The organism is Helicobacter hepaticus ATCC 51449, from assembly GCF_000007905.1.
Classification (GTDB): domain Bacteria; phylum Campylobacterota; class Campylobacteria; order Campylobacterales; family Helicobacteraceae; genus Helicobacter_C; species Helicobacter_C hepaticus.
On the sequence record NC_004917.1, the window covers coordinates 1,476,596 to 1,500,582 of the forward strand.

Annotated in this window: 26 protein-coding genes; 13 read left to right on the forward strand and 13 right to left on the reverse strand. The window is 36.6% G+C overall.

Annotated features, from left to right (window positions below; translation table 11 throughout):
- Nucleotides 1-5: 5 nt before the first annotated feature.
- Nucleotides 6-1,166, reverse strand: a complete 1,161-nt coding sequence (gene metK / locus HH_RS07470) for a methionine adenosyltransferase (protein WP_011116380.1) — start codon at nucleotides 1,164-1,166, stop codon at nucleotides 6-8.
- 185 nt (nucleotides 1,167-1,351) lie between these two features.
- Here metK and HH_RS07475 point away from each other — a divergent pair, with 185 nt between their 5' ends.
- The 6 genes from HH_RS07475 (at nucleotide 1,352) to HH_RS07495 (ending at nucleotide 7,263) form a co-directional block, all read left to right on the forward strand.
- Nucleotides 1,352-3,394 (forward strand): TonB-dependent receptor domain-containing protein, encoded by a 2,043-nt coding sequence (locus HH_RS07475; RefSeq protein ID WP_226989485.1) that lies wholly within the window; start codon nucleotides 1,352-1,354, stop codon nucleotides 3,392-3,394.
- 55 nt (nucleotides 3,395-3,449) lie between these two features.
- On the forward strand, nucleotides 3,450-3,593 hold the full coding sequence (locus HH_RS09560; RefSeq protein WP_011116382.1) for a hypothetical protein: 144 nt from the start codon (nucleotides 3,450-3,452) through the stop codon (nucleotides 3,591-3,593).
- A 68-nt stretch (nucleotides 3,594-3,661) separates the two neighbouring features.
- A complete protein-coding gene (locus HH_RS07480) occupies nucleotides 3,662-4,252 on the forward strand; it encodes an outer membrane beta-barrel protein (RefSeq protein ID WP_011116383.1) in 591 nt (196 codons plus the stop codon).
- A 98-nt stretch (nucleotides 4,253-4,350) separates the two neighbouring features.
- Nucleotides 4,351-4,947, forward strand: coding sequence for a peroxiredoxin (locus HH_RS07485; RefSeq protein WP_011116384.1), 597 nt, complete (start codon nucleotides 4,351-4,353; stop codon nucleotides 4,945-4,947).
- A 283-nt stretch (nucleotides 4,948-5,230) separates the two neighbouring features.
- A complete protein-coding gene (locus HH_RS07490) occupies nucleotides 5,231-5,614 on the forward strand; it encodes a DUF485 domain-containing protein (RefSeq protein WP_011116386.1) in 384 nt (127 codons plus the stop codon).
- The gene (locus HH_RS07495) at nucleotides 5,614-7,263 is read left to right on the forward strand and encodes a cation acetate symporter (protein ID WP_011116387.1); all 1,650 of its coding nucleotides are present in this window, start codon (nucleotides 5,614-5,616) and stop codon (nucleotides 7,261-7,263) included. Before HH_RS07490 ends, HH_RS07495 begins: the two co-directional genes overlap by 1 nt.
- Before the next feature lie 19 nt (nucleotides 7,264-7,282).
- On the opposite strand, the gene uvrB is transcribed toward HH_RS07495, so the two are convergent.
- On the reverse strand, nucleotides 7,283-9,259 hold the full coding sequence (uvrB, locus tag HH_RS07500; RefSeq protein ID WP_011116388.1) for an excinuclease ABC subunit UvrB: 1,977 nt from the start codon (nucleotides 9,257-9,259) through the stop codon (nucleotides 7,283-7,285).
- A gap of 69 nt (nucleotides 9,260-9,328) precedes the next feature.
- Here uvrB and HH_RS07505 point away from each other — a divergent pair, with 69 nt between their 5' ends.
- The 7 genes from HH_RS07505 to acpS are packed head-to-tail and all read left to right on the forward strand — an operon-like array spanning nucleotide 9,329 to nucleotide 13,821.
- Entirely contained in the window at nucleotides 9,329-9,550 is a 222-nt protein-coding gene (locus HH_RS07505; RefSeq protein WP_011116389.1) for a hypothetical protein, read from the forward strand.
- Nucleotides 9,550-9,816, forward strand: a complete 267-nt coding sequence (locus HH_RS07510; protein ID WP_011116390.1) for a hypothetical protein — start codon at nucleotides 9,550-9,552, stop codon at nucleotides 9,814-9,816. Before HH_RS07505 ends, HH_RS07510 begins: the two co-directional genes overlap by 1 nt.
- On the forward strand, nucleotides 9,813-11,726 hold the full coding sequence (locus HH_RS07515) for a primosomal protein N' (protein WP_011116391.1): 1,914 nt from the start codon (nucleotides 9,813-9,815) through the stop codon (nucleotides 11,724-11,726). Before HH_RS07510 ends, HH_RS07515 begins: the two co-directional genes overlap by 4 nt.
- Nucleotides 11,727-11,781: 55 nt before the next feature.
- A complete protein-coding gene (locus HH_RS09235; protein WP_011116392.1) occupies nucleotides 11,782-12,222 on the forward strand; it encodes a hypothetical protein in 441 nt (146 codons plus the stop codon).
- Between the two features lie 48 nt (nucleotides 12,223-12,270).
- Nucleotides 12,271-12,861 carry a 16S rRNA (guanine(966)-N(2))-methyltransferase RsmD gene (gene rsmD, locus HH_RS07525; protein ID WP_011116393.1) on the forward strand — a complete coding sequence of 197 codons (591 nt, stop codon included), beginning with the start codon at nucleotides 12,271-12,273 and terminating at the stop codon, nucleotides 12,859-12,861.
- A 2-nt stretch (nucleotides 12,862-12,863) separates the two neighbouring features.
- Complete coding sequence (gene fliL / locus HH_RS07530; protein WP_011116394.1) at nucleotides 12,864-13,454, forward strand: flagellar basal body-associated protein FliL; 591 nt, start codon at nucleotides 12,864-12,866, stop codon at nucleotides 13,452-13,454.
- A gap of 4 nt (nucleotides 13,455-13,458) precedes the next feature.
- Nucleotides 13,459-13,821, forward strand: a complete 363-nt coding sequence (gene acpS / locus HH_RS07535; RefSeq protein ID WP_011116395.1) for a holo-ACP synthase — start codon at nucleotides 13,459-13,461, stop codon at nucleotides 13,819-13,821.
- On the opposite strand, the gene HH_RS09565 is transcribed toward acpS, so the two are convergent.
- The 11 genes from HH_RS09565 to HH_RS07585 form a co-directional block, all read right to left on the reverse strand.
- Complete coding sequence (locus tag HH_RS09565; protein WP_011116396.1) at nucleotides 13,814-13,972, reverse strand: hypothetical protein; 159 nt, start codon at nucleotides 13,970-13,972, stop codon at nucleotides 13,814-13,816. The two genes, acpS and HH_RS09565, sit on opposite strands and share 8 nt — an antisense overlap.
- A gap of 88 nt (nucleotides 13,973-14,060) precedes the next feature.
- Complete coding sequence (locus HH_RS07540) at nucleotides 14,061-15,404, reverse strand: class II 3-deoxy-7-phosphoheptulonate synthase (RefSeq protein WP_011116397.1); 1,344 nt, start codon at nucleotides 15,402-15,404, stop codon at nucleotides 14,061-14,063.
- A gap of 63 nt (nucleotides 15,405-15,467) precedes the next feature.
- Nucleotides 15,468-16,220: an SDR family NAD(P)-dependent oxidoreductase gene (locus tag HH_RS07545; protein ID WP_011116399.1), complete on the reverse strand. Its 753-nt coding sequence runs from the start codon at nucleotides 16,218-16,220 to the stop codon at nucleotides 15,468-15,470.
- On the reverse strand, nucleotides 16,217-17,224 hold the full coding sequence (locus HH_RS07550) for a S1-like domain-containing RNA-binding protein (RefSeq protein ID WP_011116400.1): 1,008 nt from the start codon (nucleotides 17,222-17,224) through the stop codon (nucleotides 16,217-16,219). Before HH_RS07550 ends, HH_RS07545 begins: the two co-directional genes overlap by 4 nt.
- The gene (locus HH_RS07555) at nucleotides 17,187-17,852 is read right to left on the reverse strand and encodes a DUF305 domain-containing protein (protein WP_041309131.1); all 666 of its coding nucleotides are present in this window, start codon (nucleotides 17,850-17,852) and stop codon (nucleotides 17,187-17,189) included. Before HH_RS07555 ends, HH_RS07550 begins: the two co-directional genes overlap by 38 nt.
- Nucleotides 17,853-17,956: 104 nt before the next feature.
- Nucleotides 17,957-18,721 (reverse strand): ATP-binding protein, encoded by a 765-nt coding sequence (locus HH_RS07560; RefSeq protein ID WP_011116403.1) that lies wholly within the window; start codon nucleotides 18,719-18,721, stop codon nucleotides 17,957-17,959.
- Nucleotides 18,702-20,978 carry an AAA family ATPase gene (locus tag HH_RS07565; RefSeq protein ID WP_011116404.1) on the reverse strand — a complete coding sequence of 759 codons (2,277 nt, stop codon included), beginning with the start codon at nucleotides 20,976-20,978 and terminating at the stop codon, nucleotides 18,702-18,704. Before HH_RS07565 ends, HH_RS07560 begins: the two co-directional genes overlap by 20 nt.
- 12 nt (nucleotides 20,979-20,990) lie before the next feature.
- On the reverse strand, nucleotides 20,991-21,290 hold the full coding sequence (locus HH_RS07570; RefSeq protein WP_034364865.1) for an ATP-dependent Clp protease adaptor ClpS: 300 nt from the start codon (nucleotides 21,288-21,290) through the stop codon (nucleotides 20,991-20,993).
- A 175-nt stretch (nucleotides 21,291-21,465) separates the two neighbouring features.
- Nucleotides 21,466-22,023: a 2-oxoacid:acceptor oxidoreductase family protein gene (locus HH_RS07575; protein ID WP_011116407.1), complete on the reverse strand. Its 558-nt coding sequence runs from the start codon at nucleotides 22,021-22,023 to the stop codon at nucleotides 21,466-21,468.
- A 1-nt stretch (nucleotide 22,024) separates the two neighbouring features.
- Entirely contained in the window at nucleotides 22,025-22,852 is an 828-nt protein-coding gene (locus HH_RS07580) for a 2-oxoglutarate ferredoxin oxidoreductase subunit beta (protein WP_011116408.1), read from the reverse strand.
- A 1-nt stretch (nucleotide 22,853) separates the two neighbouring features.
- Nucleotides 22,854-23,978, reverse strand: a complete 1,125-nt coding sequence (locus HH_RS07585) for a 2-oxoglutarate synthase subunit alpha (protein ID WP_011116409.1) — start codon at nucleotides 23,976-23,978, stop codon at nucleotides 22,854-22,856.
- Nucleotides 23,979-23,987: the final 9 nt, after the last annotated feature.

Below are 23,987 nucleotides of genomic sequence, written 5' to 3' on the forward strand. Positions count from 1 at the left end.
ATAATTTATTTTATACCACAAAAATCTTTAATTGCTTCAACTTTATCTGTTTTTTCCCAGCTAAATTCGTTTAATTCGCGTCCAAAATGTCCATAAGCTGCTGTTTTACGATAGATTGGACGGAGTAAATCAAGCGATTCTATAATACCCTTAGGTGTTAAACGAAATACTGCTTTTACGCATTCAGTGAGTTTAGAATCTTCAACTTTTCCCGTGCCTTGCGTATCAACAAGAATTGAAACAGGTTCTACTACCCCAATAGCATAGGCTACTTGCACAATGGCTTTATCACATACACCGCTTGCTACGAGATTCTTAGCAACATAGCGTGCTGCATATGCAGCACTTCTATCCACTTTACTAGGGTCTTTGCCGCTGAATGCACCGCCGCCGTGAGGGCAGCTTCCGCCATAAGTATCTACAATGATTTTGCGCCCTGTCAAGCCTGCATCACCTTGTGGTCCTCCAATAACAAACTTGCCTGTAGGATTAACAAAATAGCGAATATTATCATTTAAATATTCTTGTGGAAGCACTTTTTGCACGATTTCTTCAATTACAGCATCTTTTAAATGACTTTGTTGCGTTTCTGGGCTATGTTGGGTTGAGATAACAATCGTATCAATACTCACAGGTTTGCCATCTTCATAGCGCACGGTTACTTGTGATTTGCCATCGGGGCGCAAAAAAGGTAGAGTGCCATCTTTTCTTTTTTTTGCCAAACCTTCCGTAAGGCGATGAGAGAGCCAAATAGGCAGAGGCATAAGTGAAGGTGTCTCTTTACACGCATAACCAAACATAAGTCCTTGGTCGCCTGCACCAATTTCGCCATCTTCTCTATCTACACCTTGATTAATATCTGGGCTTTGCTCACCAATGCCATTAAGCACTGCTGCTGAACGATAATCAAAACCATAAAGTGCGTCTGTGTAGCCAATTTCTTGCACTACTTTGCGCGCAATTTCTTGCATAGGCGCATACACACTTGTTTTTAGTTCGCCTGCAATAACACAAAAACCATTGCTCACAAGCGTTTCACACGCTACACGAGCTTTTTTATCACGCTCAATAATATAATCAAGCACTGCATCGCTGATTTGGTCAGCCATTTTATCTGGATGTCCTTCTGTTACGGATTCTGAAGTGAATAGAAACGATTTTTTCATAAACTCGCCTTGTAATTTAAATTTTATGTGAAATGCTAACACAAAATTTTAAACTTACATATTGTATTTTGTATTTTTTGCAAATCTTGCACATTGCATTTAGTAAAACATTAAGACTTGCACACAATTCAAATTTGTTTTTTTTTGCAATAATGTCTAGAAATTAATTTGGGTTGGAGAGTTTTATGGGAAAAATTTATGTTTCTATGGGAGTAGCGATGCTTTTTAGCACTTTTGCTTATGCAGATAATATTTTAGAATCTGCTGCAAATGAGCGCTCAAACACGAGTAGAGGCATTGTAGAAAATAAACGTGTATTACCTAAATCTGTAGTAAAGGCGGTTTTTAGCAAAGATTTACAATCTACAACAAATATAACCTGGCAAGGTAAAGATACGATTTTGCACAGCGGCGATATTGCCAAGTCAATGCTGCAAGTACCTGGATTCTCTATGACTCGCAAAGGTGGTGGTGGAAGTGAGGTTATATTTCGCTCACAAGTTGCTTCAAGATTGCCTATATTTTTAAATAGCGGTGTGTTAAATGGTGCTTGTGGCGGGCGTATGGATACGACTACGACTTATATATTTCCGGAAAATTACAATCGTATCACTTTTCTTAAAGGTCCTCAAGATGTTCGTTATGGTGCACTTATAAGTGGTGGCTTACTTTTTGAACGCGATATTTTAAGACTTGGTAAGGGAAGTTTTAATGTTGATACAAGTGCAATGTATGGGAGTTTTAATCGTTTTGATATAAATGCGAATGCTTTAGCTGGGGGAAAATATGGTTCTTTGCAGGCGATAGTTTCACATTATGAATCTGCAGATTATCGTGCTGGAGATAGGAGAATCGTGCATTCAGCCTATAATAGAGAATCTGCAAGTCTTATAGGCACATTTACACCTACTTCAAGCACAGCTCTTGAGTTTGATATTGATATAGGACGTGGCTGGGCTTCTTATGCAGATAGAGCAATGGACGCTCGGACATTTGATAGAATCTCCTATAACCTTGCCTTAGAGCAGCATATTAATGATACTTTTGATAGGCTTGATGTGCGGCTTTGGCATAATGCTATAGACCATATTATGGATAATTTTTCACATCGCCCACCACAAGCAATAAATAATAATCTTTACAATATTAGTAATCCTAAACGCACAAATACAGGTGGTAGGGTAGAGGGGAGATTCTATTTTGGTGAGAATGTAGAGTTTTATGTGGGGAGTAATTATAACCACGATTCGCACGAGAGTCGCAATGGTGGAGGTGCGACTTTGCAAGATGCAAATAATGTGCTTAACCAAAAATACAATCCAAACTTTACTTTCAAAAATCTAGGGTTTTTCACACAAGGGCAATATCATTCACAATCAAACTTTGGTATAGCCTTTGGTGCAAGATATGATTATCTTGTAACAGAACGAAAACAGCTAGCAGCACGAAGTGCAGCAGAGGATAAAAATAACCTTGCAAGTGCCTTTGTGCGATATGAACATTATCTAGATAAATCCACATTATATGCGGGATTAGGTGTAGCGCAGAGAGGAGCGGACTTTTGGGAGCGAAGTAAGGCTAATGGTATGAATCTTTCACCAGAAACAAATACCCAGTTTGATGTGGGGCTTACTTATCAAGACGATGCATTTAAGAGTAAGGTTTCAGCCTATGCTTCGCATATGGCAAATTATATTTTAATCAACTATATTCCAGCAACAGCAAGTGCTTTTAATACCGATGCTTTTCTTGCAGGTGGGGAGGTAGAAGCAGAGTATATTGTGTGGGATAGTTTGCACTTCTATGGTTCACTTGCTTATACTTATGGTTTAAATCTAAGTACCAAACAAGGCTTACAATCTCATTCACCACTTCCACAAGTCGCCCCACTTCAGGCTCAAATCTCAAGCTTTTATGAGAATGGCAATTGGCTTTTACGCCTTGATGTAATTGCAAACGCCGTACAAAATCGTTATGCATTTAATTATGGTAATGTGGTGGGTAAGGATTTAGGGAATTCTAAAGGATTTGTAACGCTTAATCTTTATGGAGGCTACAAACATAAATATTTTATGCTTCTAGCAGGAGTAGATAATCTCACAAATACACTTTATGCTTATCATCTCTCTAAAAATGGCATAGACATTGGAGCATTAGATATTGCGCCCACAACTAGAATCTATGAGCCAGGACGCAGTATATGGACAAAAATGAGAGTGTATTTTTAAGCAGAATTTAAGGGGGGTATAATATCGCTTTTAGTAAGAATCTAAGGAGATTTTGATGAAAAAGCGATATTATATATTTTATGCTTTAGTAACTGCGCAGATTCTTAATGCAGATAGTTTGAGTGAAAGAAAAGCGGAACTTGAGCGAAAAATTCGTGAGATTGAATCTCAACAAGCCATAGAGGAACAAAAGAATTAGAAAAGCTTGAGCAGAGGCTCAAATCACTTCAATATTCCTATCCTGAAGAAAAATTACAAAATAATCCTGTGCAGCAGGATTTTGCGCAAACTAATAAAATCACACAAGAGCTTGATGAAGAATCTGATAAAATGTTTGGAAAAAATCGTAGCGGTGTGTTATTGGGCATTAGTGCGGGATTTATGCCTATGGAATATAAGACTTTATTACATTCTGCAAAAGGTGATTTGGCTGTGGGTGGCGCAAGATTGGGTTATCAATATTTTTCCATCAATAATAGTATATTTGGCTTTAGAATCTATGCTGATGCACATATTGGCAGAGGAGAAACAGAGAATACTTTAACACAAGTTGAACAAGATTTTATGGCTTGGAATATTGATGTACTTGTTGATTTACGTATTCCTAATACTTATCAATATATTGGGTTTTTTAGTGGAGTTGGATTTGGAAGTTTAAATTTTGAAAGCACAAGTATATTGAACTATGTGTATTTAAAAGGTGGAAGAAATTTTTATAATTTTGGTTTGGCTTTTACCGGTGGTGCAAAACATCATTTGGAGTTGTATTGCAAAATGCCGATGAAAGCAAACTATGATGAGGAATTTTATTGGAAAAGCCCAATGCTCGCAGGCATAGCTTATCAATATACTTTTTAATATAATAAATTGATATTGTTACTATTGAGTTACTTGTGCGTATTACAATAGCATTTCAATAACAATTTGTTATTAATATTTTTTATTAGGAGTTCAATATGTTAGTTACAAAACCAGCACCAGATTTTACAGCGGAGGCGATTAAAGCAGATGGAACTTTTGAGGATAGTTTTAACCTCTACAAAAACATCGGTAAGAATGGTGCAGTTGTATTTTTTTGGCCTAAGGATTTTACTTTTGTATGTCCTAGTGAGATTATTGCTTTTGACAAACGCGTGAAAGATTTTGAAGCACGCGGTGTAAAAGTGATTGGAGTATCTATTGATTCTAAAGAAGTGCATTTTGCGTGGAGAAATGTGCCTGTAAATCAAGGAGGGATTGGCGCAGTAACATTCCCTATGGTATCTGATATTACAAAACAAATCTCTCGTGATTATGATGTGCTTTTTAATGGTGCAGTTGCACTTCGCGGTAGCTTCCTTATTGATAAAAATAAAGTAGTTCGCCACGCAGTCATTAATGACCTTCCACTTGGACGTAATGTTGATGAAATGATTCGTATGGTAGATGCGATGTTGTTTGTTGAAGAGCACGGCGAAGTATGTCCTGCAGGCTGGAATAAAGGTGATGAGGGTATGAAAGCTAATGCTAAAGGTGTAGCAGAATACCTTGCTAAAAATGCTGATAAGCTCTAAGACGATACAAAAGCTACAACCTTGCACTTTTTGTGCGAGGATAGCTTTAACAAGCTACTTTATTCTTTAATTTCTTTGTTATTTTATAATTCTGTTTTCTTGCTTTTGTCTAAAATCTCAAATAGAACTATGAAATTATTATGTTACAATTCTTCTATTTTTCAATAAAGTTTTATACAATAATTACTTTTAGTTTCATATATTTTTTTAGTATAAATATATGTTACCTTTTGCACAAGCTTTTGAGTAATGGGATTAACGTAAATAAATTTAGGAGGAGAGTATGAAGCTATCTGAAAATCAGCAAAAGGCAGTTGTAAAGTTTAGAAATTTTATTGCTTTTAGAAATAAAATTTCACTTATCTTATCACTTGTTGTTTTGGTTTGTTATTATGTATTTGTAATAGGTGTGGGGCTTTTCCCCGAAGTATTGGGCTATCGTTTAGGTCCTAGCTCTATTACACTTGGTATTATACTAGGAATTTTTCTTATTGCGCTTTGTATTATTGCCACAGGGCTTTATACATTTTTGGCAAATACTTATTTTGATAAAGACCAAAATGAAGTGCTTGAGCAATTAGAAAAAAATGGTGTGCTTGAAGCACTTAAAAGTGGCGAGATTCACTATAAAGAGCAAGCAGCTGAAACAGAAAAGGAGGAAAAGTAATGAAAAGTTTATTTTTTAGCTTAAGCTTATTAAGTGTAAATTCGCTTTTTGGTGCATCTATTGATTTTGGTGGTGCAAAATCAGACATTAATCCAATAGCGATAGGTATGTTTTTAGCCTTTGTGCTTGCAACTTTATTTATTACTTATCTTTCTAACAAAAAGAGTCAATCTGCAAGTGGTTTTTATACTGCAGGGGGTAATATCACTGGTATGCAAAATGGTGTAGCTATTGCTGGAGATTATATGAGTGCAGCGAGCTTTTTAGGTATTACTGCGCTTGTATTTACAAATGGCTTTGATGGACTTATTTATTCCATAGGATTTTTAGCTGGGTGGCCTATCATTTTGTTTTTGATTGCTGAAAAATTTAGAAATTTGGGTAAATTCACTTTTGCTGACATTACTGCCTATCGTTTAGATGCAAAGCCTATTCGTATTATTTCTGCTATTTCTGCTTTGAGCGTTATAGTGTTTTATCTCATTGCACAAATGGTTGGTGCAGGACAGCTTATACAGGTGCTTTTTGGTTTACCTTATAGTGTAGCAGTGGTGCTTGTGGGAATCTTAATGATTTGCTATGTCGTTTTTGGTGGAATGCACGCTACAACTTGGGTGCAAATTATTAAAGCAGTGTTGCTTTTAGCAGGTGCAAGTTTTATGGCAATTATGATTTTGTATTTGACAAAATTTGACTTAAGCTACTACTTCTCACAGGCGGTTTCACATCACCCTAAAGGAGAATCTATTATGTCGCCTGGAGGTTTTTTACCTGATAGTATTTCTGCAGTATCGCTTGGGTTAGCTCTTATGTTTGGAACAGCAGGATTGCCTCATATTTTAATGAGATTTTTCACGGTAAAAGATGCCAAAGAAGCTCGTAAATCTGTATTTTATGCAACAGGGTTAATTGGATATTTTTATATTCTAACTTTCATCATTGGTTTTGGTGCAATTGCACTTTTACTTGGGAATCCAGATTATACAGATGCAAATGGTGCTTATAATGGTGTTACAAATATGGTTGCTGTAAATCTTGCTTCTGTGCTTGGCGGAGATTTCTTCTATGGCTTTATTTGTGCGGTGGCATTTGCTACAATTTTGGCAGTTGTTTCTGGATTGGCAATTACAGGTGCAGGTGCAATCAGCCACGATTTGTTTGTCAATGTTTGTAAAAATGGACAATGTGATCCTGCACTTGAAATGAGAGTAACTAAAATCGCTACAATTTGTATTGGAATATGTGCAATTGCACTTGGCATTGTATTTGAAAAGCAAAATGTTGCTTTCACCGTTGGATTAGCTTTTGCGATTGCTGCAAGCGTGAATTTTCCTATTTTGCTTTTGTGTATTTATTGGAAAAACCTCACCACAAAGGGTGCATTTTGGGGCGGACTTATAGGGCTTATAGTGGTGCTTACACTTGTAATTTTAAGTCCTAGTATTTGGGTGAAAAGCTTTGGTTTTGAAAGTGCGATTTTCCCTTATGATCACCCTGCGATTTTTACTATGCCACTTACCTTTATCCTTATTTTTATTATTTCAAAGTTGGATAATTCTAAACGAGCACAAATTGATAGAGCAGGTTTTGAAGCACAGGATTTCCGTGCGCAAAGCGGTATAGGAGCAAGTGAGGCTGTAGCACATTAATTATAGAGTTAGAATCCCGCTACATAGTGCGGATTCTAGCAATTTCATCTCTTAATCTTGCCGCCTCTTCAAACTCAAGTGCTTTAGCTGCTTGGTGCATTTTAATATTGAGCTCTTTAATGATACTTTCGCGCTCACTTTTTGGAATTTTTTTGCTTGCTTTTTCATAAAGCCTACTTAAGCCACTAGATTCTATTTTAAGCTCTTGCTCTACATTCCTTTGCACAGATTTGGGCGTAATGTTATGAATGCGATTAAATTCTTCTTGCTTAGTGCGGCGATAATCAGTAACTTCAAAGGCTCTTTGCATTGAACCTGTAATCTTTTTTGCATACAAAATTACTTTTCCCTCTACATTGCGTGCAGCTCTACCCATTGTTTGTATGAGACTTGTTTCAGAGCGCAAGAATCCCTCTTTATCTGCGTCCATAATGGCAATAAGGCTCACTTCAGGTAAGTCAAGTCCTTCACGCAAGAGATTTATACCTATAAGCACATCAAATTCTCCAAGCCTTAGAGCGCGTATTAAATGATTACGTTCAATCGCGTCAATATCGCTGTGCATATAGCGCACCTTAATGCCAAGTTCAGCATAATATTTGCTTAACTCCTCTGCCATTTTTTTTGTAAGTGTGGTAATGAGCACTCGTTGATTTTTGGCAATTCTTGCTTTTATCTCATCATATAAATCAAGCACGGCATTATCAGCATCTCGCACTTCATAGAGCGGGTCAAGCAATCCTGTGGGGCGGATAATCTGCTCGGCAATATGTTCTTGGCTAAGTTCTAATTCTTTTTGAGCAGGAGTTGCAGAGACAAAGAGAAAATGAGGCGCTTTATTGATAAATTCATCAAAGCGTAAAGGACGATTATCAAGCGCGCTTGGCAAACGGAAACCATACTCTACAAGCACTTCTTTACGACTCCTATCCCCTGCATACATACCTCCAAATTGTGGCAAACTTACGTGTGATTCATCAACGATAAGAAGATAAGGTTTGCCTTTTTGTTCAAAATAATCAAGGAGCGAATAAGGCGTTTCACCTGCTTTTTTGCCTGTGAGATGGCGTGCATAATTTTCAATCCCTTTGCAAATTCCTGATTCTTTTATCATTTCCAAATCAAACTCTGTGCGGGTTTTAAGTCGTTGATATTCAATTTGTTTATCTTGGGAAACAAATTCTTCAAGGCGATTTTCAAGTTCAACTTCTATATTTTTAATTGCACTCTGAAGTCTTTGTGCCCCTACAATAAACTGATTTGCTGCATAGAGGACAAAAGATTCTAATTGTGTAAGAGCGGTGCGCTCTAATGCATCAAATACGCCAATGCGTTCAATTTCATCGCCAAAAAACTCAATGCGAATAAACTCTTTTTCATTGTATGCAGGAAAAATATCAATGACTTCTCCGTTTACGCGGAAGTTTCCACGTTCAAAAATGGTGTCATTGCGTGTATAACCCATATCTACGAGTTTTAAAAGAAGTGTTTTTTGAGCTTCTTCTTGTCCGATTTCAAATTTGTGAATCATTGTGAGATATTCGGCAGGGTTTCCTAAGCCGTAATTTGCCGATACACTTGCTATGACAATAATATCATCATAAGCTAAAAGTGAGGTTGTAGCCGATAGACGCAATCGTTCCAAATCTTCATTAATACTAGAATCTTTTTCAATAAACAAATCACGGCGCGGTATATATGCTTCTGGTTGGTAATAATCAAAATGCGAGATGAAGTATTCCACGTGATTTTTAGGAAAAAATCCACGAAATTCGCTATAAAGCTGCGCAGCAAGAGTTTTATTATGTGTCATAATGAGTGTGGGGATATTAAGGTTAGCGATAATATTTGCCATTGTGTAAGTTTTGCCACTGCCCGTAACACCTACAAGAGTAGAGTATTGTGCGCCATTATGAATAAATTGTGTGATTTTTTGGATAGCTTGGGGCTGGTCTCCTGCGGGCGCAAATTGAGAATCTAAGATAAATTTTCCCATTTTATCCACACTCCTTGAAGATTTTGTGTTAAAATTATAATCTATTTTTCACAACCAAAGGATTGTAAAATGAGTAGCGTAATGGAAAAACTCTCCCACAAAATTGAAGAAATGCTCTCAAAAATTGCTCATCAAAAAGAAGAAATAGAATCTTTACATCTTGAAATTTCTTCACTTAAAGCACAAAATGAAGCCAAAGATAGCCAAATCTCTAATTTATATGAAGAAATTGCTTCTAAAGATAGAGGCTTTGAAAACCTTTTTGCTAGAATTGATGAAGGTTTAAAATAATGGCACAAGAAAGCCTTGAAATAGCACTTAATGGCAAACGTTATATGATTTCGCTTGATTGTTTGCACGATGAGGTAAGGGGGAAACTTAAAGAACTTTCTACCCAAAAAATTGAACCACTCACTCTATTAAAACTCTATATCACTAAGGCACAAGAATATGCCCTCATCTGTCAATCACTTGAAAATCTCTATAAAAGCCTTGAAAGTGTAGAGATGCCTACTCCGCATACAAGTGTGGAGATTCACGCCATAGAGAATCTGTGAATTATTACCTTATAGCTCCGATTGGACTAAAATCCCCGCCGCTTGTTTATGAGTGTGAAGAGGAATGTGCCAAAGAGAGTATCTGTTCTATTGTTGTGCGCGGTAAATCCTATCTTGGTGTAATATTGCAATCGCTTGATAAACCTTCTTTTGAATGTAAAATTGCGCATAAGATTACAAATTGTTTTTTGCCCCATCAGATACTTTTAGCTTCATTTATTGCACAATATTATTGTGTGGGATTAGGGGAAAGCTATGGGCTTTTTGTCCCTCAAGAAAGCAAGAGCGAAGAGAGCGCAAATAAGAATCTCGCAGAGCTAACATTTGAGCTTAAAACTTTAAGCCGGGAGCAAAATGAAGCTCTCAAATTTTTGTTATCTCACACTAATCCTTTGCTTTTTGGTGACACAGGAAGTGGAAAGACAGAAATATACATTCATCTTATTGCTCACACACTTGCTCAAGCTAAAAACACACTTTTTTTAATGCCAGAAATCGCTCTTACACCACAGATAGAATCCCGCCTTAGAGAAGTATTTGGTGATGCAGTAGGAATTTGGCATAGCAAAGTTACTCCAGCACAAAAAAGAAAACTTCTTTTGGCTTTGCATAGTGGCACGATACGCATAATTGCAGGAGCAAGAAGCGCATTATTTTTGCCTATAAGAGAGCTTGGGCTTGTTATTGTTGATGAAGAACACGATGACGCTTATAAATCCCAAAGCACACCATATTATAATGCACGTGATATGGCACTTTATCTCGGGAGCAAAACAAATATCAAAGTTGTTTTAGGTTCGGCAACACCAAGTGTAGTCAGCTACTATAATGCAATTAAGCAAGACAGCGTATATCGCTTGAGGGGGCGATATTTTACTTCGCATAAATCTATTTATATAGTAAGCCAAAATCCGCAAATGACAATAGAAACAGAATCTACACCCATTGATGAAGGGCTTGTAGCAAAAATCAAAGAAAAACTTGAGCATAATGAACAAGCCATTGTATTTATCCCTACGCGTGCACATTATAAGATGCTGGTATGTAGTGAATGTGGAAGTGGTATAGAGTGTGCATTTTGTTCGGTAAATATGTCCTTACATCTTGATAAGAATGCACTTATTTGCCATTATTGTCATTGGAGTTCACCTATTCCTACATTATGTCCTAAGTGTAAGAGTGAGAGTTTGCACTCTCATCGTATTGGCACTGCTCAAGTTGCACAAGCCTTACAAAAAGCACTTCCAAACGCAAAAATTACACTTTTTGATAGGGATAATATCACCACACACACAAAACTTAAAACGATACTTCAAAAGTTTAATGATGGTGACATTGATGTGCTTGTTGGCACACAAATGTTAAGTAAAGGGCACGATTATCATCGTGTGAATCTTGCGATAATATTAGGTATTGATTATGTGCTCAAAGGAAGTGATTATCGCTGCAATGAGCGAGCAATAAGTTTGTTACATCAAATTGCAGGGCGTAGTGGGCGTAAATACGATGGCGAAGTGTATGTTCAAAGTGCTAATAGTATATTTTTAGAGCAATTTTTGAGAGATTATGAGGATTTTTTACATTATGAATTGCGCAACCGCCCTCATCTCTATCCGCCTTATCAGAGATTAGCTACTCTTACTTTTTCACACAAGATAGAATCCAAAGCTCTTAATGCTATGCAAAATGTGCGTGAAATACTTTTAAAACGCGGTTTAGGAGAGGTAGAGATTGTGGGGGATTCTAAGGCATTGGTAGAGCGACTCTATAATAAGTATCGTTTTATATTATTGCTTCGCTCACCTTCTGCACGAGCACTTTTAGAGTTATTGCATTATCTTAATGCTCATACTCATCAAGATTTAGGGCGTATGTATGAAATTGATGTAGACCCTTTAAATATAGTATAGAGGTAGATTAGCTATAATAAAGTATTGTATAACCCAACATAATAAAGGAGAGCAAATGAAAATTGCTATATCTTGTTTTTCGCCATTAATGCAAAATAGTTTGAGTTTTTTCTTAAAAGACTATCTGAGTAGTGAAAGTGAATGTGATTTTATTATTACTGATGATGTCAATGAGAAAAAATATACCAAAGCAGTGTGTTTTGTGAGTGATGATGTGCATTCACACATTCGCAAACCTTTTACACAACAAAGTTTGTTTGAAGATATACAAGCTTTTTATGAGAATATTCAATCTCAAGCAGTAGATATGCCTAGTCAATCCGCACATTTACAAGAAGTGCAGAGTTTGCCAGAAGTCTTTGAGCCACCTATGTCACCACCTAGTTATCCACAGCGCAAAATTCAAGGGCAACTTGAAGCACAAATAGAACAAATTTGTCAAGAAAGTGCAAGAGAGCTTACACAAAAAATTATCGCTCTTTTGAAGCATACATAACATTTTAATAAATATTGAGCACATTAACATAGAACAAGCGATACAAAGATGGGCGTTGTAAAATTTCATATTCAAGCAGGCATACTTAAACATCTCCCTTTAATATGGAATAATCAAGAAAGCACGCGCCCAACGAAATCTATTGTGCGAGAATCTTTTTTTAACACAATGAGCATAAATATTGTAGAGTGTGTATTTGTTGAAGCATTTGGTGGTTGTGGTTCGATGGGAATTGAAGCACTTTCTCGCGGAGCAAGTGAAGCAATATTTTATGAGATAGACAAAAGAGCATATAATATTTTGTTGCAAAATCTTGCATTTGCACAAAAAAGAGCATCAGGGCTAAAATTTTATGCTTACAATACCGATTTTTTTACACAAAGTTTTCAAAGATGGATTACTACAAAAGAAAATGTGATTTTATATTTTGACCCACCCTTTTGCATTAGGGAAGGTATGGGAGATATTTATGAACGTCTTTTGACAATGGTAGAAAATCTTGGACAATGTAGTGTGAATTTTATTGTTTTTGAACATTGGAGTGGGTATAATATGCCTTCCATTGTTGGGGAATATATACTGCTTAAGACTCGTCAATTTGGTAAAAGCAGCCTCACTTATTACACATTAAAGGATTAATTATGGCAGAAGAAGAAAAAGCAGCAGAAAGTGGCGGAGATAAAAAAAGCAAAGCAATTTTATTTGTTATTATTGGCATTGTGGTAGTGCTTCTTCTATTAGTAGGTGTTGTAGTGCTAATGATGACAGGCGGAGGACACGATGAGGAAGAACACGAACAAAAACCTGCAGAGGTTGCCCAGACTCAAACTAGTGCGCCTTCACAACAGGCTGCTAAAATCATTGTAGGCAATACGGTTTCAGTGCGTAGCACAGATAAATTTGCTCCGGGATTGATTTATCCTGCAGAGGGTCCTCTCCCTTTTACGGTGAATTTAATGACGCAAACAGGCAAACGTTATCTCAAAACAAGCGTGCAATTTGAGCTTGATAAAGATGAGATAAAAGCAAATGCTACTAAGGCAGAGTTGGACAAAAAACTGCCTATGGTGCAAGATACCATTATTGAGATTCTCTCTTCAAAATCTATTGAAGATGTTGCTACAGTAAAAGGAAAAAATCGTGTCAAAGATGAGATTGTAAAACGTATTAATGAATTTTTGATTGATGGACAAGTGAGTGATATCTTTTTTGTTGAATTTGTGGTGAGTTAGTTGATTGATAGGGATTGATATTATTAGTATTGCTCGTATGCAGAAATTTATAGAGAAGTTTGACAGAGGTGCATTGGAGCGTTTTCTTTGTGAAAAAGAGATAGCTCTTTGTATGAATACCAATAAATCTATAAATATTCCTCGTGCAGCTGGATTCTGGGCGGCAAAAGAAGCGTGTTCTAAGGCATTAGGTGTAGGTATAGGGAGTAAGCTAAACTTTTTAGATATGCACATAAGCAAGAGTAGTACAAACGCACCCAGCATTCATCTTGCATCTGAAAAAATAAATGATTTTAATGTAACAAATATTGCACTAAGCATCAGCCACGATGGGGGATTTGCCATTGCTGTGGTAGTCGTCATTTAGGCTTTTTTGGTCTTTGTTTAATCCAATCAACATTACTTAAATCATTTATCTTTATATTTGTTTTATCATAATTTTTGATAATTATTTCATCTGCAAAACTATGAGATAGTATGCCAAAAGTAATACCAATAAAAACTAATACTTTCATCATATGATTTCCTTATATAATTTTTTTAAAATGAAACCTTATTCTACCATTTAAAGTTTAATTAAAGGTTTATTAAAACTTTATAGAGAGTTTATGAGCGATTTTTAATCATATCTGCAATAAGAAAAGCCATTTCAAGAGCTTGAGTAGCATTAAGTCGTGGATCACATTGCGTGTTATAATTACAGGCTAAACCTTCTTCGGTAATTGCTTGTGAACCGCCAATACACTCTGTTACATCTGCTCCTGTCATTTCTAAATGTACCCCTCCAGCATAGCTTCCATAGGCTTTATGGATTTCAAAAAAGCTTTTAACTTCATCAAGCACACTATCAAATACACGCGTTTTGTAACCATTATTTGCCTTGATTGTATTGCCGTGCATAGGGTCGCAACTCCACAAAATCTCACGTCCTTCTGGATTGATAGAATCTAATAATTGAGGCAGATTACTTTTGATTTTTTCAGCCCCCATTCGCACAATGAGATTAAGTCTGCCACTTTGATTAAGCGGATTAAGTTTATCGCAAATACCCATAATATCTTCTTTTGTGGCATTTGGTCCAATTTTTACACCCACAGGATTATTTACACCACGCAAGAATTCGATGTGTGCTTCATCAAGTCCTCTTGTGCGCTCACCAATCCATAACATATGTGCCGAACAATCATACCAATCTCCCGTAAGAGAATCTTGTCGGCAAAGTTGTTCTTCATAATGAAGCACAAGAGCCTCGTGTGAGGTATAAAATTCTGTCTCGCGCAATGTAGGAGAATGTTCAGAATCAATGCCACAGGCTTTCATAAATTCAAGAGCTTGAGTTATACGAGAGGCGAGTTCTTCATATTTTTGCCCAAATGTATTATTCTTAACAAAACCAAGATTCCATTTATGCACCTGATTGAGGTCTGCGAAGCCTCCTTGTGCAAATGCACGCAAAAGATTGAGTGTGGCTGCACTTTGATTATAAGCTTGAATAAGGCGATTTGGGTCGTGCTCACGCGCTTGTTGTGTGAATTCCATACCATTAATCATATCACCGCGGTAACTTGGGAGTTCAATATCTCCATTTGATTCTATATCACTTGAGCGAGGTTTGGCAAATTGTCCTGCAATACGCCCGACTTTAACGATTGGACACGAAGCACCAAAGGTAAGGATTGCACCCATTTGAATAATGACTTTAAATAAATCGCGAATATTAATGGCATTAAATTGTGAAAAACTCTCTGCACAATCTCCACCTTGTAATAAAAATGCTTCTCCTTTGCATACTTGAGCTAAGCGTTCTTGTAATGCACGCGCTTCACCTGCAAAAACAAGTGGTGGATAAGATTTAAGCTGCATTTCAACAGATTCTAAAAGCTGTTGATTTTTATAAATAGGGTGTTGTTTGATGGGTTTGTTTCTCCAACTTTTTGCGTGCCATTGCATAATATCCTCCTTTATTATCGTGCATAAAACCTAAAAAAAGATGAAATTTTACCATACTTTTTGTTATTTTGTATTTTTATATACATTTAGTGCTGCTGGAGCTTGGGTTGTGGGCATTATTTCAAGTGTATTAACATTGATGTGTTGGGGCAGTGAGGCAACCCACAATACACTTTGAGCAATATCTTCAGGCATAAGAGGTGTTGTGCCTTCATATACACTTTTTGCCTTACTTTCATCACCCTTAAAGCGCACTTGTGAAAATTCACTTCCACCACATAAGCCCGGTTCAATATCACTTATACGGATATTTTTATCATATAAATCAGCACGGAGATTGAGGCTAAATCTCTTCACAAAAGCTTTTGTAGCACCATACACATTGCCACCCGGATAGGAGTAGGTGCCTGCGATTGAGCCAATGTTGATAATATGCCCATAACCTTGAGCTACCATTTGGGGCAAAATAAGATGCGTAAGCTTTATGAGAGCTAAGATATTAACCTCTACCATTTGTTCCCAATCGGCAATATTTGCTTTATCCGCGCTGGTTAAACCAAGTGCTAAACCTGCATTATTGATAAGCACATCAATGTTTTGAAATTCTTGAGGAAGCAATTTGAGTGCAGATTCTATTTTTTGTGTATCTCGCACATCGCATATAATTTTTTCACATAATGCACCAAGCTCATTTTGTAGCGTATTTATTCGTTCTTCTCTTCGTGCAAGAATAATTACTTTGTGCCCATTGCGGACAAAAAGCCGAGCGATTGCTTTACCAAAACCCGATGATGCTCCAGTGATGAGTGCTGTCATAAAATCTCCTTTTTTTGAGGTTTATTGATGCGTTCAAACATACGCTTGTGACTTATGAATTCAATCTTACCTTCTCTTGTGAGTTCATTAATAAGTCGTTTAAAAAGTTTTTTGCTCATTTGTAGAGTATTAAAGACTTTTTGGGGCGAGGCAGAAAAATCAAGTGCTAAGGGCATTTGATTAAGTAAAAATTGCTTTTGTTCTTGTGAGTGTGGAGGATTAAGTGTGAGGTCAAGTTTGCCATCAGAGCGTTGGTGTGAATGTGATGAGGTATTTTTGATGTAAGCATCAATGTGTGTGCCTATATTTAATGTAATCCCTTGTGGTAATTCATTATGATAAAGTAAGCCATAATAAGCATTTTCTATCACACAACCAAAACCTAAAGGTGTTTGCTCAAAGACAAATGCTTTTATTTTTTTGTGTAATAGTAGCATTGGTGCGGGTTTGAGATAAGATTTGATATTAGTTTTAGCAATAAGGCGTGATTGTTTATCAAGTGTAATAACTACAACTACTTTTTGGTGCAATTTAAAGCGTGTAGGGTTTTGAGTTGGCATAAAAATATGCTTATCAACGCCTATGTCTAAAAAGCAGCCAAAAGAGGCATAATCTATTACTTCAAGCTCTACTATATCGCCATATTGTGCTTTTGGAGTTTGTGTAGTCGCAACAAGCCGATCCTCTGAATCTGTAAGCACAAATACTTCTAATTCATCATTGATTGCACTTTGTGGGGGAAGGAATTTATTAGGTAAAAGCACTTCTGTAAAAATCTGTGCGGAATAAGTAGATTCTCTATGTTGTATAGAATCTTGTGGCAGTGTGCCAAGATATGCACCATACTTGCTTAGGCGCATAATGCGTAACTTTTGTATTTTGCCTATTTGTATAGCTTTTGCAACACAATGTTTGTTTGTTGTTTTGGTATGTGCAAGAGTTTTTTTAACCCCTGCATTTTTAGATTCACTTGATAGTCTTAAGAATGGTTTTGAATGTCTCAATTTCTTGTCCTTGAGATTGAATAATACGTTTAGCGATATTCTTGATATTTTCATTTTGCGTGTATTGTAATATTTGTTTTGAAGCGTCAATCGCGCCTTGATGGTGAGGAATCATACCTTCAAGGAAATCGCGGTCAATTTGGTGAGTAAGCTTAGTTGCGTTCATATTCTTCATCATAGTATCCATATCTGCTTTAGCTTGGTTATTAAAGAGTGTTACTTCTTTAGGGCTATAAAGATTCTTTTGTTCTTGAAGCTGTGGGAGAAGATTTTGAAACTCCTTAATTTCAGCTTTTTGTTCTTTAATAATTGCTTGAGCTTGAGATCTTACTTTTTGATTGTTAGAATATTTTAAAAGTATTTCTGAAGCGTCAATCGCGCCTTGATGGTGAGGAATCATATTTGAAAGGTAGTTTAAATCTATATTATCACTTTCTGCAAATGTTGTATCCATCATAGGTTTATGCATTGAATTCATCATTGTCTCTGAAATAGTGGGAGATTTTTTCTTATGTTGGTGCATATGAGATGAATGCACAGCTTCTTCTGCCATTGCAGTATCAGCATTTATCAAGCCTATAATAGCTACTAGATTTAATAAAACTTTTGATAACATTATATTTTTCATAAATATACTCCTTTAGTGTTTTATATAAAAACAACTATAACAAAGAAATTTGTTATTTGTGTAAATATAAGAGATGATTTATGTTTAAGAAAGTAGAAGCTTACTTAAAGGATCCCATTGTAATAGAGTGTGCAAAACTCTTGAGCAATTCGTGGGCTACACGAACCTTTGATAGCACTAAATTGTAATGCTTTTTGTTTGATATTTTCATCAAGTGGCACGTTAAGAAGTATTTTGAGAATCTGCATAAATTCAGTGCGACTAAGGGTATAAAATCCTAGCACGAGCCCGAACCTATCACTTAAAGAAAGAATCTCATCTTGAGCATCATTGAGATGAAGAGTATCTTGAGCGTAAGATTCTGTAATGAGGTGGCGATGATTTGAAGTAGTGTAAAAAAGAATATTATGTGCTTTATTTTCAAAAGAGCCTTCAAGGAGTGTTTTAAGGGATTTGTAATGCTCCTCATAAGGAGTAAAACATAAATCATCACATACGATTATAAATTTATAAGGTAATTCTCGCACACAATCTTGCACCATAGGCACAATTCCTAAAGATTCCTTACTGATTTCTATGACGCGTAAGGGTGAAGTAGGTGAGAGCAAATGACTTAATACAAAGTGAATTAAGGAGCTTTTGCCACAACCTCTAGCTCCCCACAACAAAGCGTGAGAAGCTTTTTTTCCTTGCATAAAGGCAAGTGTATTATTTTTTAAGGCAGTAATTTCTTTTTCTAAACCGATAAGTTGAGTATGCCGTGTAAAGTCTGCAGTGGGTTTAAAATATCCATTAAAGCTTTCAAATGTTGAGCGATACACACAAGCAAGATTTTCTTCCCAAGAAAAATTAAAAAGATTTGGCAACATTTTTTTTGCGTTTGGAAGTAATTTTAGGCTTATGTGAGGGTTTATCGCATAGGAGTGTAATATGTGGGCTAGGCAATGGAGCAATCGTAATTTTTACATTCCCACCTTTTTTAAGCGCACCAAAGAGAATTTCATCACTAAGAGCAAGTTTAATTTGACTATCAATGATTTTTTTCATCTCCCGCGCGCCAAGAGATTTATCCATACTTTGTGAAGCAAGATAATTAAGTGCTTTAGAATCTATGCTAAGATGAATTTGACGTGCTTTTAATGAAGTAGCAATGTCATCAATATATTTTTTAGCTATCAGTTTGTATTCTCGTAAGCCAAGTGGATTAAATGCAATGATTCTATCAATGCGGCTACGAAGCTCAGGAGAAAAGAGTGATTTTATCGCTACATCATTTTTGCCTTGTAAATTGGCGTTAAAACCAAGAGTATTTGCATCTTGGCTACCCGCATTACTTGTCATAATAACAATTACATTTTTAAAATCGGCTTTATTCCCTGTATTATCGGTTAAACTTGCCGCATCAAGCATTTGTAATAAAATATTATAAATATCGTGATGAGCTTTTTCTATTTCATCAAATAATAAAACACAATGAGGAGTTTTACGCACCGCATCTACAAGTAAACCTCCTTGTTCAAAGCCTACATATCCAGCAGGAGCTCCAATAAGACGCGAAATAGAATGGGATTCCATATATTCGCTCATATCAAACTTCACAAAGCCTATGCCAAGTATTCGTGCTAACTCTTTTGCAAGTTCTGTTTTTCCCACACCACTTGGTCCAGCAAAAACAAAGCTACCAATGGGTTTATTGCCTTCACTTAACCCTGCTTTGTTTGTTTTAATAACATTGCTTAGCTCATCAATAGCTTTATCTTGCGCAAAAATCCGCTCTTTGAGTTTGGCAGAGAGATTTTGTAGAGATTTTCCTTCATCTTTGCTTATAGAACTTTTGGGAATATGCACACTTTTGCTAAGGATAGATTCTATATCTTTAATTGTAATAGTTGGGGTCGAATCTATTTTGTTGTGATAGATTCTCATATTTGCACCCACTTCATCAAGTAAGTCAATAGCTTTGTCAGGAAGGAATTTATCACTTACATACCTTGCAGATAAATCCACACAGGCTTTGAGCGCATTTTTTGTATATTTAATATGATGATAAGATTCGTAAATAGGGGCTAAGCCCTCAATAATTTTATAGCAATCTTCTAAGCTTGGTTCTTTGACTTCTATCTTGCTAAAGCGGCGTAATAAAGCTTTATCTTTATCAAAATGCGTCTTAAATTCAGCAAATGTGGTCGCTCCAATACATCGCAATGAACCATTGGCAAGGGCAGGTTTAAGGAGATTTGACGCATCAAGATTTGACCCAGAAGTGGCTCCTGCACCTACAATAGTATGAATCTCGTCAATAAAAAGCACACTATGAGGCATTTGTGTTATTTCTTTAAGCACACCTTTGAGACGTTTTTCAAAATCGCCACGATATTTACTTCCTGAAATCATTGCACCTACATCGAGTGCAAAAATTTGTGCATTGTGTAGCACTTTTGGGAGTCGTTTATGGTAAATCTCAAGTGCTAAGCCTTCGGCTATGGCAGTTTTGCCTACGCCTGGCTCTCCTACAAGGATAGGATTATTTTTTTTGCGCCGAGCGAGGATTTCACTTACACGCCAAATCTCTTCCTCTCGTCCAATTACTGGGTCAATTTTTCCTTCTTTGGCAAGAGTAGAAAGATTTTTTGTGTATTTGTTTAGGTAGCTTTCATTTATATCTCGTGGTGATTCTTTTTGCTCTTGATATATATCTTGCTCTTGTTCTTGATGAGTAATAATTTCTAATACACTTAATCTATCTATGCCTTGAGACTTGAGAATCTGTGTGCTAAAACTTTGATTTTCCTCCATAATTGAAGCAAGTAAATCGCCAACATCTATATTTTGACGATTGCTATTTTGGGCGTGTTTTACCATTGCTTCAATGATTCTATCAAGTGCTGGTGTTTGTTTTGGATTTTTAGTGAGCTCGTGAGAGAAAGGGACATATTTTTGTAAATAGAGATTTGTCATTCGGCGCATTTCTTGGATATTACCGCCACATTTTTTTAAAATAGACATACCTTGCGTGTTGTTCAGGGTAGCAAGGAAAAGATGTTCTGTTGTGAGTATATTATGTCGCATTTCACGTGCAATATCAATAGATTCATTAAATACAAGTGTGAGGTTTTGCCCTATCATTAATATTCCTCGTTAAGGCATTTCTTCAGTAATGACGCGCAAGGGATATCCGTGCTGTTTCGCCATTTGACTTACAATTTGCATTTTGAGCTCAGCGATATCATAAGTGTAGATACCGCATACGCCTTTTCCATCATTATGGATTTTAAGTGTAATTGCTGTAGCTTCATCAGAAGTTTTGTCAAACACTTCCATAAGAATGCGCGCTACAAAATCCATTGCTGTCCAATCATCATTTAAAAGCAAAACACGATACATTTTTGGTTCTTCAAGCAAAGTGTCCAAGCTTGTTTCAAATGCCGTATGTGCCAAGAGAATCCTTTATGAAGTAAAATGTTTAGGGGATTCTATCAAAAATAATATAACAATGTAAAATGGTTTTTTAGAAGTTGTATTTAAAGATGGGACACTTAATGTAAAAAGGTAAGTAAAGAACAGAAAGTTTAAGATTTGAGAGAGCAAAATCTCTTACTCTCTCAATTATGAGTTATGAACTCACTTTGGCTTCTTTTGCATACTTTTCACCAAGCTCAAAAGCTTTTTTGTTTGCTTCTTGAACTTTAGCAGGCACTTTTTCTATCATTGTTTGGAATACAAGATTTCTATCTACGCATTGAGTAAAGGTAGTTGTAATAGCAAGTGCTACAACAGATTGTGTTACGACATTGCCCACCTCTTCTTTAGCAATCGTAATAATGGGAATCTCATAAATTTTAAACCTTTTAAAATCCTCTTGGCTTGGTCGCACAAGGTTGGGCTCTACAACAATAACACCCCCTTCTTTTACACCATTTTTAAAAGAATCATAACTCACTTGTGCTGTAGAAAGCATAAACTCAATTTCGCCCTCATTTGCATAGGGATAAAGGATTTCTTCATTACTCAATAGAATATCCACTTTTGTTGGTCCTCCACGCACTTGGCTCGTATAAGTTGCCGCTTTTACTCCATAACCTTTATCTTTAATTTGTGCTTCAGCGAGAATTTCTCCTGCCAAAAGCACACCTTGTCCTCCTACACCCGTAAATCGTAATTGATGCATCATCTTAGTGTCCCCCTTTAGCTTGAGCTTTTTTAATTACCTCTTCATACGCTTGACAATATTCAATTCTATCTGTCTGATGTTTAAGGATTCCAGTGGGGAATTTGCCTACACGTTCCTCTGCAGAAAGTGTATCAAATTTACTTTTAGACACAAGGCGAGATTCTATCCATTTAAGCATAGATGTTGCTTCACCCATTTTATTTTTACGACCAAGATTAATATGGCAATTACTATGAATGTCAAAAAAGCTAAATCCTTTATGGGTAAAGCCTTCCATAAGGACTTTTTCAAGTTTTTTGGGAGTGAGCACACTTTCACGAGCAACAAAACTTGCTCCTGCTGCACTCGCTACTTCACAAGGGTCAAAATTAGGGTCAATATTACCATATTGCGCCGTAACCGTCCAAAAATCTTTAGGTGTAGTAGGCGAAGTTTGAGAATTAGTAAGCCCATAAATGAAGTTATTAATCATTACAAGGTTAAGGTCAATATTGCGCCGACAAGCGTGAATTGTATGATTCCCGCCAATCGCCATAGAATCTCCATCACCAGAGATAACAACTACTTTTTTATCTGGGTTGGCAAGCTTAATACCTGTAGCATAAGCCATTGTCCTCCCGTGTGTAGTATGCACAGTGTTGCAATTTACATATGAAGAAAATCTTCCTGAGCAACCAATACCACTTACTATACACACATCATTCATATTCCAACCAAGTGCATCAATAGCGCGTATCACACTTTTTAAGATAACACCATCGCCACAGCCCCAACACCAAAGTGTTGGCATTTTGTCCATTCGTAAATATTCTTCGTAATTAAAAGCCATCTTACATCTCCTTGATTGTTGTGATAATCTCTGTGGGCGAAATACTGCGTCCGTTAGCCTTGCCTAGGAAAGTAATATCTTTTTGCATAATACGTTCCACTTCTTGCTTGTATTGTCCTTTATTGAGTTCAATCATAAGAATTTTCTCAAACTTTTTGCCCAATGTTTTAAGCTGTTTTGCAGGGCTAGGCCACATTGTGATAGGACGGAAAAGCCCCACTTTCACACCTTGTTTTCTTAAAGTATGAATAGCCTCTTTTACAGAAAGCGAAACAGAACCATAAGCGATAATGAGAATCTCTGCATCATTAAGCTCATATTCTTCATATTCCACAATATCATCAATGTGGGATTCAATTTTGTTAAAAAGTCTGTCAATGAGATTTTGCGAAAGCTTTTCATCTTCAGTTGGGAATCCACTTCCTCCGTGATGAAGCCCTGTAATATGGTATTTATAACCCTTAAAGAATGGATTAAGGACAGCAGGTTTGTCTTGCGCAACACCATAAGGTTGGTAATCTTTTGGGTCACCTTTAAATTCTTCGCGATTGTAAATTGTAGGCTTAATGTCTTTTAAATCAGGAATAAGTGTTTTGCCGTGCATATGCCCTATTGTTTCATCAAGAAGCAAGAAAACAGGTGTCATATACTTTTCAGCAAGATTAAAAGCACGAATAGTTTGTGTATAAGCCTCTTGAAGGTTTCCTACTGCAAGAGCGATTGAACAAAAATCACCATGACTTGGAGATTTGGTTTGATTAATATCACCTTGCGATACACGTGTAGGTAGTCCTGTGGAAGGTCCTCCACGCATTACATCAACTACCACAAGAGGAATCTCAGCCATAAAACCATAACCAATTTGTTCAGATTTAAGAGATATACCCGGTCCAGAAGTGGCAGTCATCGCTTTGACACCACTCATTGATGCTCCTAATGCCACAGCGATACCGCTAATTTCGTCTTCCATTTGAATAAACTTTCCTCCAATTTTTGGTAACTCAACACTCATCTCGTGGGCAATTTCGCTTGAAGGCGTAATGGGATAGCCACCAAAAAAACGACAACCTGACTCTATCGCAGCTAACGCGACAAGTTCATTTCCTCCTGTAATTAACTCACGCATTTTCTCTCC

Excerpts from the sequence above, each read along its gene's own strand:
- HH_RS09565 (WP_011116396.1), bottom strand. The coding sequence starts at position 13,972 with ATGATGAAAGTATTAGTTTTTATTGGTATTACTTTTGGCATACTATCT.
- HH_RS07495 (WP_011116387.1), top strand. The coding sequence starts at position 5,614 with ATGAAAAGTTTATTTTTTAGCTTAAGCTTATTAAGTGTAAATTCGCTT.
- HH_RS07540 (WP_011116397.1), bottom strand. The coding sequence starts at position 15,404 with ATGCAATGGCACGCAAAAAGTTGGAGAAACAAACCCATCAAACAACAC.
- HH_RS09235 (WP_011116392.1), top strand. The coding sequence starts at position 11,782 with ATGAAAATTGCTATATCTTGTTTTTCGCCATTAATGCAAAATAGTTTG.
- HH_RS07555 (WP_041309131.1), bottom strand. The coding sequence starts at position 17,852 with ATGAAAAATATAATGTTATCAAAAGTTTTATTAAATCTAGTAGCTATT.
- HH_RS07510 (WP_011116390.1), top strand. The coding sequence starts at position 9,550 with ATGGCACAAGAAAGCCTTGAAATAGCACTTAATGGCAAACGTTATATG.
- HH_RS07475 (WP_226989485.1), top strand. The coding sequence starts at position 1,352 with ATGGGAAAAATTTATGTTTCTATGGGAGTAGCGATGCTTTTTAGCACT.
- fliL (WP_011116394.1), top strand. The coding sequence starts at position 12,864 with ATGGCAGAAGAAGAAAAAGCAGCAGAAAGTGGCGGAGATAAAAAAAGC.
- HH_RS07485 (WP_011116384.1), top strand. The coding sequence starts at position 4,351 with ATGTTAGTTACAAAACCAGCACCAGATTTTACAGCGGAGGCGATTAAA.
- uvrB (WP_011116388.1), bottom strand. The coding sequence starts at position 9,259 with ATGGGAAAATTTATCTTAGATTCTCAATTTGCGCCCGCAGGAGACCAG.
- metK (WP_011116380.1), bottom strand. The coding sequence starts at position 1,166 with ATGAAAAAATCGTTTCTATTCACTTCAGAATCCGTAACAGAAGGACAT.
- HH_RS07585 (WP_011116409.1), bottom strand. The coding sequence starts at position 23,978 with ATGCGTGAGTTAATTACAGGAGGAAATGAACTTGTCGCGTTAGCTGCG.
- HH_RS07575 (WP_011116407.1), bottom strand. The coding sequence starts at position 22,023 with ATGATGCATCAATTACGATTTACGGGTGTAGGAGGACAAGGTGTGCTT.
- HH_RS07565 (WP_011116404.1), bottom strand. The coding sequence starts at position 20,978 with ATGATAGGGCAAAACCTCACACTTGTATTTAATGAATCTATTGATATT.
- HH_RS09560 (WP_011116382.1), top strand. The coding sequence starts at position 3,450 with ATGAAAAAGCGATATTATATATTTTATGCTTTAGTAACTGCGCAGATT.
- HH_RS07490 (WP_011116386.1), top strand. The coding sequence starts at position 5,231 with ATGAAGCTATCTGAAAATCAGCAAAAGGCAGTTGTAAAGTTTAGAAAT.
- HH_RS07560 (WP_011116403.1), bottom strand. The coding sequence starts at position 18,721 with ATGTTGCCAAATCTTTTTAATTTTTCTTGGGAAGAAAATCTTGCTTGT.
- HH_RS07545 (WP_011116399.1), bottom strand. The coding sequence starts at position 16,220 with ATGACAGCACTCATCACTGGAGCATCATCGGGTTTTGGTAAAGCAATC.
- HH_RS07580 (WP_011116408.1), bottom strand. The coding sequence starts at position 22,852 with ATGGCTTTTAATTACGAAGAATATTTACGAATGGACAAAATGCCAACA.
- HH_RS07505 (WP_011116389.1), top strand. The coding sequence starts at position 9,329 with ATGAGTAGCGTAATGGAAAAACTCTCCCACAAAATTGAAGAAATGCTC.
- rsmD (WP_011116393.1), top strand. The coding sequence starts at position 12,271 with ATGGGCGTTGTAAAATTTCATATTCAAGCAGGCATACTTAAACATCTC.